Source organism: Gordonia sp. SGD-V-85, from assembly GCF_001456905.1.
GTDB lineage: Bacteria > Actinomycetota > Actinomycetes > Mycobacteriales > Mycobacteriaceae > Gordonia > Gordonia hongkongensis.
This window is the reverse complement of sequence record NZ_LNQO01000025.1, coordinates 56489-65534: the sequence shown is the minus strand read 5'-3', so window position 1 is coordinate 65534 and position 9046 is coordinate 56489. Positions and strand designations below refer to the sequence as shown.

At 67.1% G+C, this 9046-nt stretch carries 10 protein-coding genes; 6 read left to right on the top strand and 4 right to left on the bottom strand.

Features of this window, described 5'->3' with window-relative positions:
- Positions 1-271 precede the first annotated feature (271 nt).
- Entirely contained in the window at positions 272-1390 is a 1119-nt protein-coding gene (locus AS181_RS21735; protein WP_058253572.1) for a DUF5685 family protein, read from the bottom strand.
- A 76-nt stretch (positions 1391-1466) separates the two neighbouring features.
- Entirely contained in the window at positions 1467-2426 is a 960-nt protein-coding gene (locus tag AS181_RS21730; RefSeq protein WP_058253578.1) for a helix-turn-helix transcriptional regulator, read from the bottom strand.
- A 94-nt stretch (positions 2427-2520) separates the two neighbouring features.
- On the opposite strand from AS181_RS21730, the gene AS181_RS21725 reads away from it, so the two are divergent.
- Positions 2521-3144, top strand: a complete 624-nt coding sequence (locus tag AS181_RS21725; RefSeq protein WP_058253571.1) for a TIGR03086 family metal-binding protein — start codon at positions 2521-2523, stop codon at positions 3142-3144.
- Positions 3145-3442: 298 nt separating this feature from the next.
- Here the strand turns inward: AS181_RS21725 and AS181_RS21720 are convergent, their stop codons facing one another.
- Both AS181_RS21720 and AS181_RS21715 read right to left on the bottom strand, forming a co-directional pair.
- Entirely contained in the window at positions 3443-3934 is a 492-nt protein-coding gene (locus AS181_RS21720; RefSeq protein ID WP_058253570.1) for a nitroreductase family deazaflavin-dependent oxidoreductase, read from the bottom strand.
- A complete protein-coding gene (locus AS181_RS21715) occupies positions 3934-5097 on the bottom strand; it encodes a steroid 3-ketoacyl-CoA thiolase (RefSeq protein ID WP_058253569.1) in 1164 nt (387 codons plus the stop codon). The genes AS181_RS21720 and AS181_RS21715 overlap by 1 nt, the downstream gene beginning before the upstream one ends.
- Positions 5098-5433: 336 nt before the next feature.
- On the opposite strand from AS181_RS21715, the gene AS181_RS21710 reads away from it, so the two are divergent.
- The 5 genes from AS181_RS21710 (at position 5434) to AS181_RS21690 (ending at position 9039) form a co-directional block, all read left to right on the top strand.
- Entirely contained in the window at positions 5434-6753 is a 1320-nt protein-coding gene (locus tag AS181_RS21710) for a cytochrome P450 (protein WP_058253568.1), read from the top strand.
- The gene (locus AS181_RS21705; protein ID WP_058253567.1) at positions 6750-7202 is read left to right on the top strand and encodes a nuclear transport factor 2 family protein; all 453 of its coding nucleotides are present in this window, start codon (positions 6750-6752) and stop codon (positions 7200-7202) included. The genes AS181_RS21710 and AS181_RS21705 overlap by 4 nt, the downstream gene beginning before the upstream one ends.
- A gap of 201 nt (positions 7203-7403) precedes the next feature.
- Positions 7404-7883, top strand: coding sequence for an RNA polymerase sigma factor (locus tag AS181_RS21700; RefSeq protein WP_058253566.1), 480 nt, complete (start codon positions 7404-7406; stop codon positions 7881-7883).
- On the top strand, positions 7880-8494 hold the full coding sequence (locus AS181_RS21695) for a hypothetical protein (RefSeq protein ID WP_058253565.1): 615 nt from the start codon (positions 7880-7882) through the stop codon (positions 8492-8494). Before AS181_RS21700 ends, AS181_RS21695 begins: the two co-directional genes overlap by 4 nt.
- Positions 8491-9039: a carboxymuconolactone decarboxylase family protein gene (locus AS181_RS21690; protein ID WP_058253564.1), complete on the top strand. Its 549-nt coding sequence runs from the start codon at positions 8491-8493 to the stop codon at positions 9037-9039. The genes AS181_RS21695 and AS181_RS21690 overlap by 4 nt, the downstream gene beginning before the upstream one ends.
- Positions 9040-9046 lie beyond the last annotated feature (7 nt).

Below are 9046 nucleotides of genomic sequence, written 5' to 3'. Positions count from 1 at the left end.
GTCAGCACCGACTCAGTGCGCGTGGGGTCCACCATCAACTCGGGATACACGTTATTCTTCACCTGCGAGGTGCCTTTCTTCTTGTGACTATTTGTTTGTGGTGAATCAATAATCACAAGGCAGACAGGCACTTTCGCGTATCACACGCCGAACACCAGCAACATCAGTGAAATATCCAGGCTCAGGGAGCACAGGGGGAGCGCATTGCTCGCGCCTCAGGGAGCACAGGGGGAGCGCATTGCTCGCTCCTCAACTGACCCGCCCGGGCGGGTCACAGGTCGCAGCAGTCGCAACAATCGCAGCAGTCGCAGTCGTCGCAGACCGCGTCCTTGTACTTGTCGGTGAAGTGATTCCAGTGGTCGACGCAGCAGGCCTTGCCGAAGCACGAGACACCGATGAACGGCAGAATCCGTTCGTGGAACGATCGATTCGGTTTGAAGGGTGGCGGGTACGGCCACTCGGTCGGATAGCCGAACGGCCGGTGCGGCGGCCACTGGGTGCGCGAGTCGGCGACCACCGAAGGGGCCTCCGCGTGCGGGTGCATGCGCTTGTGGATCGCGTGGCGCAGTCCGTCGAGCAACACCACCCGTAAGAGTCGGTCGTCGACGAGTTCGAGGTCGGCGTAGCGGGCCCGGATCGCGGAGGCGAGTCGCCGGCACTGCTCGAGCGCGGTCTCCGGCGACGTTCCGGTGGACCGGAGTGGGTTGTACCGTCCCTGCTCGGCGTCGGAGTCATAGTCGTCGACCGCGTCCAAGAGGTGCGCTATCCGGCCGAAATCGGCACCGATGTCGGAGAGCGCGGCCTCGTTGCGGGGTGCGTCGGCGAGTATCGCCGACGCGGAGAAGACCTGTGCCGCAGCCACTGCCGACGCCTGGGTGAGGTCGTCGAGGACGACGCTCGTCGACTCGATCTCGGCTTGACGCGAGAGCGTCGTCATCATGCCGTCCACATCGAGACGTCGGGCGACCTCGGTGTCGGCCGCGGCATTCCGGCGCAGGTGGCTCCCGGCATAGTCGGCGAGCTTCGCGCGTACCGGCCGACGGGGCGCCAGCGCGTGTCGCTGCTCGTTGCCGACGTCGGCCGCCTTCGCTGCGGCGAGGGTGAGGGAGGCGGTCGCGGCGAGGCGGACACCCGGTTCGTCGGCGGACACGACTGTCGCCGTGCGCATTCCGCGTAGGGGACACCGACCGGCCTCGGTGGAGGCGCACTCCGCCGCCGACTGGGACGCGGTGAGGATTGAGACCATCACCGCATCGGTGTTGACCGTCAACCTGCTCGACTGGCCGTGGTTGTCGCGTAGCGACAGACAGACCCCGCACAGGTGGGAGCGCCACTGGTCCATCAGGTCGTCGTCGAGTGCGTGCCGACATGGAGTGAGAACCCCGAACATTCGAGAATCAGACCACAGGCGGGGGGACCTCGCCAGGGGATTCATTCGTTCGGTGCAGGCGGCCCGATGTGCTCGCCTAGTCGCCGCCGACAACGCGGGCGCGGGCTACGAGCGTGGTTCGGAGCCATTCCGGCTCGCAGACCACGAAGTCGTGGTCGAACATCGACGCCCATAACGCGCGCGTGGCGTGGCGACGGTCGGCGAACCGGAGTCCGAGCCGGCATCGTCCTTCTGGTGGCCGGTCGAGATATGTTGCGGCGGCGATCGACTCGATCTGCTCGGCATCGTCGACCGAGCAGTCGATCACCACGTCGACGGGTTCGAAGGAGCGTCGGAACGCGTCACGATGCCGCTCCCAGATCTCGCCGAGGTCGACGTCCTCGGACCGGTGCGCCGGTTCGTCGAGGACGTCCACGTCGCTCATCCGGGAGACGCGGTACATGCGTTCCGCCGAGCCGGCGCCGTCGTGCGACGTGCTGCCGCGCGACGAGGTGGCGACGAGGTACCAGGTCTCGCCCGCCACGATGAGTCCGATCGGGTCGAGGACGTGCTCGCGCGGGGTGTGCGCACCCCGGCTGCGGTAGCTCACACGGATCCGTCGGCCCTCGAACACGGCGAGTTGTACGGCCTGGAGGCCGTCGAGGATCTCCGGGGTTCTGACGAAACCCTCCGGACGGACCAGAATCCGCTGCGCGGCGCGCACGGCATGACTCCGATGCGCCTCGGGCAGGGCGGCGGTCACCTTGCGCATGGCGCTGGTGAACGCGGGCGAGTCGACCCGTCCGGTACCGGCGAGCAACGACGTGGCCTCGTCGACGGTCAGTCCGGTGAGATCGGTGCGATACCCCGGTAACAACGCGAAGCCGCCGTGTCGGCCGCGCTCGGCGTAGACCGGCACGCCGGACAGCGACAGCGCGTCGATGTCGCGGAGCACGGTTCGTTCGGAGACCCCGAGCTCGGCGGCCAATACGGCGGCGGTCACCCGCTCGTGCTTCTTCAGCACCATCAGCAGGGCGATGAGACGTTCGGCGCGCACGATCATGATTCTCTCCCGAATACATGACAGGAGATGTCATGTATCGCGGATTCACTGGTGGCAGACCGACCAACCACCAGGAGAGGACATCATCATGACCGCAACCACACCAGAGGCCGTTCCCGCCCCAGCCGCACCCGTCGACCCCCGTCCCGCATTCCGAGTGGCAACTGGTTGGGTCACCGCACTGCTGACCGGGATCGCCGACGATCAGCTGGATGCGCCCACTCCCTGCGAGGACTTCGACGTCCGGACACTCTCGGCGCACGTCGTGGCGACCGCCGAGCGTGCCCGGGCACTCGCCGACGGACTCGACGTCCGAACGATGCGGACGATCGCCGAGCAGCACGACGCTGCCACCTACTCCGCACTGGTCGAGGCCGCCCTGGAGGGATGGTCCGATGATGCGTCGCTGACCCGCATGGTCCAGGTGCCGTGGGGTGAGGTACCCGGCGCGGGCGCGCTCTGGGGTTATGTCAGCGAGACGCTCGTGCACGGCTGGGACCTCGCCGTTGCCACCGGGCAACCCGCGGAAGCAGATCCCGCGACGGCCGAGGCGACGCTCGCGGTCGCGCAGCAGTTCATCCCGGCCGAGATCCGCACCGACCCCAACGTGCCGTTCGGCGTCGTCGTCGAACCCCGCCCCGGCGCCGGACCCACTGAGCGACTGGCCAACTGGACCGGCCGGGACCCCGCGGGCTGGTCCCCGGCTTCGTGATCCGAAAGAAGCGAACCCCGTGGCTCCCTGAGCTTGCGGAGGTCGCGTCACGAAGGGTCTGGCGACCGAGGTTGCGAGCGTGACGGCCCCCTGCTCCCTGAGGTGCGAGCGAAGCGAGCCACGAAGGGTCTGGTGAGATGCCCTGCCGCCCTTCGTGGCTCGTCGCTATCGCTCCTCACACCTCAGGGAGCGGAGGATCTTGCGCTCCTCACACCTCAGGGAGCGGAGGATCTTGCGCTCCTCGCACCTCAGGGAGCGGAGGATGTTGCACCTCGGGAGAGCAGAAGGTGTTGAGCGATCAGCGGGCCGGCTCGCAGATGACCACCGGGATCGTTCGTTCCGTCCAGGCGGCGTAGGTGTCGTAGTCGGCGTAGGTGTCGACGAGATCGGGCCAGAGCTCGGCGCGCTCGGCATCGGTGGCGGTGCGCGCCACGAGGTCGTGCTTCTCCTTGCCGATCTGGATGGTGACCTGCGGGTTGTCCCGGAGATTGAGGTACCAGGCGGGGTTCTTCGCCGAGCCGCCCTGGGAGGCGACCACGACGAAGGAGTCCCCGCGCCGCAGGTAGATAAGCGGCGCGGTGCGCGGCTGTCCCGACTTGCGCCCGATGGTGGTCAGCAAGCACACCGGCGCGGGCTTGCGCAGACCCGCACCGACCCGCCAGGTGCCCCCGACACGACCACCGGTGGCCTTGTACAGCGCGGTGTTCGCCTTCGACCCCAGTTTGATGATCTTGCTGACGATCGGCGAATCCAGTTGCGCGGGCTTGTTGTTCGGGTCGAGTGCGGGCATCAGATGCGCTCGATGATGGTGCCGGTGGCCATGGCGCCGCCGGCGCACATCGTGACCAGCGCGGTCTGACCGTCCCGACGCTCCAGTTCGTGCAGCGCGGTGGTGATCAGGCGAGAGCCGGTGCTGCCCACGGGGTGTCCCAGGGCGATGGCACCGCCGTTCACGTTGACCTTGTCCAGGTCGGCGCCGTGGACCTGGGCCCAGCTGAGTACCACGGACGCGAACGCCTCGTTGATCTCGACGATGTCGATGTCGGACAACGACATTCCCGACTTGGCCAGGACGCGCTCGGTCGCCTGGACCGGACCGTCGAGGTGGAAGGACGGCTCCGCGCCGACGAGCGCCTGCGCCTTGATGCGTGCGCGCGGTGTCAGGCCCAGCTCGCGTGCCCGGGACTCGTCCATGATGAGCACGGCGGCCGCGCCGTCGGAGATCTGTGACGACGTTCCAGCGGTGTGGATACCGCCCTCGAGAACGGGTTTGAGCGCGGACAGGGATTCGAGCGTGGTGTCGCGCAGACCCTGGTCACGGCTGACGTCGAGGATGTACCCGGTCAGTTCGCCTTCTTTGGTGCGCTCGGGCGCCTTGAGGCTCAGGACCTCGCGGTCGAATCGACCCTCGTCCCATGCCTTACGGGCGTTGCGTTGACTGCGCTCGCCGAGCGCGTCGACGTCGGCGCGCGTGATACCGCGGCGTTTGGCGATCCGTTCGGCGGCCTCGAACTGGTTCGGCATGTCGACGTCCCACGAATCCGCGTGATACGGACCGGCATTGGTGCCGACGTTCGCGCCGAGCGGGACGACCGACATCGTCTCCACTCCGCAGGCGACGCCGATGTCGATCGCGTCGGAGGCGATGAGCCCGGCGATCAGATGGTTGGCCTGCTGCGCCGAACCGCACTGCGCGTCGATGGTGGTGGCTCCGGTCGCCTCCGGCAGACCCGCGGACAGCCAGGCCTTGCGCGTGATGTTGCCGGCCTGGGCGCCTGCCTGGGTCACGCAGCCGCCGATCGCCTGCTCGACGAGGGCGGGGTCGAGGCCCGCTTTCTCGAGGAGGCCGCGTTGGGTGATGCCGAGCAACTCCTCGGCGTGCAGGCCCGAGAGCCAACCGTTGCGCTTGCCGATCGGCGTGCGCGCCGCTTCTACGATGACGGGAACGCCCATCGCCACTCCTTCGTTCGTACCGGTGAACCCGGATGTCCACGGATGAGGCCCGACGGTCCGTCGAGGCCGCTGTGATCACGCTAGAACACGTTCTATGTTTGCGTCTACGCTGGGGTGGATGACGCGGGCAGGGCGGCCCACTCGACGGGTGTTCGACGCCATGCGTCGACGCTGCACGGCGACGAACGCGAATGAATCTGTGAGGGAAGATCGCAGGTCGGATACCGGGTCGGGAACAAAACTAGAACAAGTTCTCGTCAGAGAGTGTCGTATGCGTCACAGTGTGCTTCAATGTGATTGAAACAGGTTCTAAATCTCACAGCGAGGTGGTGTGACGTGACCCAGGCCCAGAGCGCCCCGATCGGCAGCGAGCCGACCCCGGCGGATTCTGCGCGCACGAGCCCTTCCGACGTAGTCGCGAAGTGCCCGTTCATGGAGCAGGAGGGGTGGGACTTCACCAACCCCGATCTGCTCGAGCAGGGAATCCCCGTGAAGGAGTTCGCGCAACTGCGCAAGACCGCGCCGGTCTGGTGGAATGCCCAGGCGCCCGGCAAGGGCGGTGGTTTCCACGACGGCGGGTACTGGGTGATCTCCAAGCACGCCCATGTCCGCGAGATCTCCAAGAACAACGAGGACTGGGAAACCAACGCCAACGGCGTCATCATGCGTTTCGAAGACGACATGACCGCCGATCAGATCGAGATCACCAAGGCGTTGCTGATCAACCACGATCCGCCGGAGCACACCCGCCTGCGCAAGCTGGTCTCCAAGTTGTTCACGCCGCGCGCCGTGCATTCACTCGAGGAGAAGCTCGACGACGCCGCCCGCGACATCGTCGCCAAGGCCGCGGAGAAGGGCAGCGGTGACTTCGTCAAAGACGTGGCCGTCGACCTGCCGCTGCTGGCCATCGCCGACCTCCTCGGCGTGCCGGAGGTGGATCGGGAGAAGCTGTTCGACTGGTCGAACTCGATGATGAACGCCGACGACCCGGATTACACGACGGATCCGCAGCAGGCCAACGCCGAGATCCTCGGCTACGGCTACACGATGGCCGAGGAGAAGCGTAAGAATCCCGGCGAGGACATCGTCACCACGCTGGTGAACGCCGACATCGACGGGCAGTCGCTCGACGAGACCGAGTTCGGGTTCTTCTTCATCCTGCTGACCGTCGCCGGCAACGAGACCACCCGCAACGCCATCAGCCACGGGATGAATGCCTTCCTGGACAACCCCGATCAGTGGGAATTGTTCAAGAAGGAGCGCCCGGCGACCGCGGTCGACGAGATCGTGCGGTGGGCGACCCCGGTCAACTGCTTCCAGCGGACGGCCAAGCGCGACACGCAGATCGGCGGCGTCGACATCGCCAAGGGTGAGCGCGTCGGCATGTTCTACGGTTCGGCGAACTACGACGAGGACGTTTTCGACGATCCGTTCTCGTTCAACATCATGCGCGATCCCAACCCGCACGTCGGGTTCGGCGGCAACGGTGCGCACTTCTGCGTCGGTGCGAACCTCGCGCGGATGGAGATCAACCTGATGTTCAACGCGCTCGCCGACATGGTGCCCGACATCACCAAACTCGACGCACCGCGCCGTCTGCGCCACGGCTGGATCAACGGCGTCAAGGAACTCCGCGTCGACTACGGCACCAAGTGACCGCAGCAGAGCAGACACCGGCCTACCTCGGCATCGACCGGGAGAACCATCCCGCAGTCGTGGCGGGGCGTCGTTCGCGTGAGTTCGTGGGGTCCAGGGACAAACAGGCCTGGATCGACAACTTCGCGGCAGACGCCACGGTCGAGGACCCGGTCGGCCCGTCGATGTTCGACCCGGACGGCGTCGGATTCCGCGGGCACGAGCAGATCTCGGAGTTCTGGGACAAATCGATCGGGACGACCGAGAGCATCGAGTTCCGCTTCGACGAGGAGATCATCTGCGGGAACGAGGTCGCCTACATCGGCAGCATCGTCACCCACATCGCCGGCCATGTCTCCGAGGCGCGCGGGGTGTTCACCTATCGCGCCGACGCCGACGGCAAGCTGTCGGCACTGCGCGCCTTCTGGGAAGTCGAGAAGACGATCAACTCGGTGCGCAAGGCCGGATAGTCGCAACACGAGCCGCCACGGGCGGGACAGGGTGCTCACCCTGTCCCGCCCGCGGTCGTTTGTGGGCCGGGTTCTCCCATCCGTCGTTACAGCGCGTCGGCCGGGCCCGAAGATGGGGTGACAGGTTCACCGACGCCCCCACGGCGTCGTCGACGGAGGGGGAGCGACTCGGAGTCCGGCGCGGTCGATCAGTTCGACGCGGTGTACCGCGAACACGTTGCGGGGGTCTGGCGCTACGTGCGGACCCGTGTGCCCGGGGCCGCCGACGCCGACGACGTGACCGCGGAGGTCTTCGTGAAGGCGATGCGCTCGTGGGACCGGTTCGACGACCGGCGCGACAGCGTCGGCGCCTGGCTGATCGGGATCGCGCGGCATGTCGTCGCGGACTGGTGGGCCCGGCGATCCCGCGAGGTGCCGGTCGCCGAGGTCGACCTCGGCGACGCGGGGGTGTCCGTTTACGACGGCGATCCCGAGACCGCGATGCTGCGGGCCGCCGCGGCCGACGATGTGCGCAGCCGGTTGTGGGTTCTGACGGCGCGCGAGCGGGAAGCCGTGACCCTGCGATTCGCCACCGAACTCACCTCCGACGAGATCGGCGCGGCGATGGGGATCTCGGCGACGGCCGCACGGATGCTCGTCTATCGCGGGGTGGCGAAGTTGAGGGAGGTGATGCCGAGGTGACGCCTCACGATCCGAGTGAACAGTTCGACCCCGTGGACATCGCTGCGGCCGAACGACTCGATGACGCGATATCGGCAGTTCTCGACGGGCGCGACGTCCCGAATGCTCCGGACCCGGAACTCGAGTTGCTCGCCGGTGGCTTGCGGCCCGACCCGCCCGCGTCGACCTACGTTTCGGTCGACCGGATACTGCATCCTGCGCCTGCCGGTCGTCGGAGAAGACGGTGGTCGGCGGCGCAGGTGGCCGCGGCCGCGCTCGGCGCGATCCTGATCATCCATGGCGTCGGGAACATGATTGCCGGCGAGTGGATCTCGGCGTCGCTCGGCGAGCCGTTCAACCAGCACGCGATGGTCGACGGCGGATTGGCGTTCATCGCCGTCGGCGCGGCGATCGCGGTCGCCTCGACGCGTCGCCAGTGGCTACCCGTCGCCGTCATCGCGGGCGTGCCGCTCGGACTGGTGATGGGCGGACGCGGTCTCCACGAGATCGGCGTCTTCGCCTGGGGTGCGGTCGCCCACGGTGCGGTCGGTGTGGCTGCCCTGGTGCTGCTGGTCACATATGCGCTGGGGCGGCGCTACAGTTTTCGGCCGGATCGGGAAGGACGGGTATGAGAGCACTGCATCGAATCCGGAATTATGTACGCGCGATGCGGCGGGCCCGGCGTCATCGCACCGAACTCGTCGGCCACCTCGTTCGTCGGCCGCTGGTGGCGGGCGGGATCGCCGGGATGGAGAGCGCGATGCTGCTGTCCAACCGGATGGATCCGAAACTCAAAGAACTGGCCGAGCTCAAGGCCGCCGGCATGGTCAGTTGCGAGTTCTGCCTCGACATCGGCTCCGCGCTGGCGTCGGGCGCCGGAATCACCGAGCAGCAACTCCGCGATCTGCCGCGCTATGAGGAGTCGACGGCCTACACCGATCTGGAGAAACTCGTCATCGGCTACGCCGAGGCGATGACCCGTACGCCGGCTGTCGGCGACGATCTCGCGGACCTGCGCCGCCGGTTGGCCGAACACCTGTCGGAGACCCAGATCGTCGAACTCGCGATGACCGTGGCCTGGGAGAATCAGCGCGCGCGTCTCAACCAGTCGCTGGGTGTGCGACCCACGGGAATGGCCGACGGCCTCGCCTGCGCTGTCCCCGAACGCACTTCGTAGCATTCAT

What these genes read in the sequence shown, in the direction of transcription:
- AS181_RS21735 (WP_058253572.1), bottom strand. Translation starts at nt 1,390, where the DNA reads ATGTTCGGGGTTCTCACTCCATGTCGGCACGCACTCGACGACGACCTG.
- AS181_RS21720 (WP_058253570.1), bottom strand. Translation starts at nt 3,934, where the DNA reads ATGCCCGCACTCGACCCGAACAACAAGCCCGCGCAACTGGATTCGCCG.
- AS181_RS21725 (WP_058253571.1), top strand. Translation starts at nt 2,521, where the DNA reads ATGACCGCAACCACACCAGAGGCCGTTCCCGCCCCAGCCGCACCCGTC.
- AS181_RS21690 (WP_058253564.1), top strand. Translation starts at nt 8,491, where the DNA reads ATGAGAGCACTGCATCGAATCCGGAATTATGTACGCGCGATGCGGCGG.
- AS181_RS21715 (WP_058253569.1), bottom strand. Translation starts at nt 5,097, where the DNA reads ATGGGCGTTCCCGTCATCGTAGAAGCGGCGCGCACGCCGATCGGCAAG.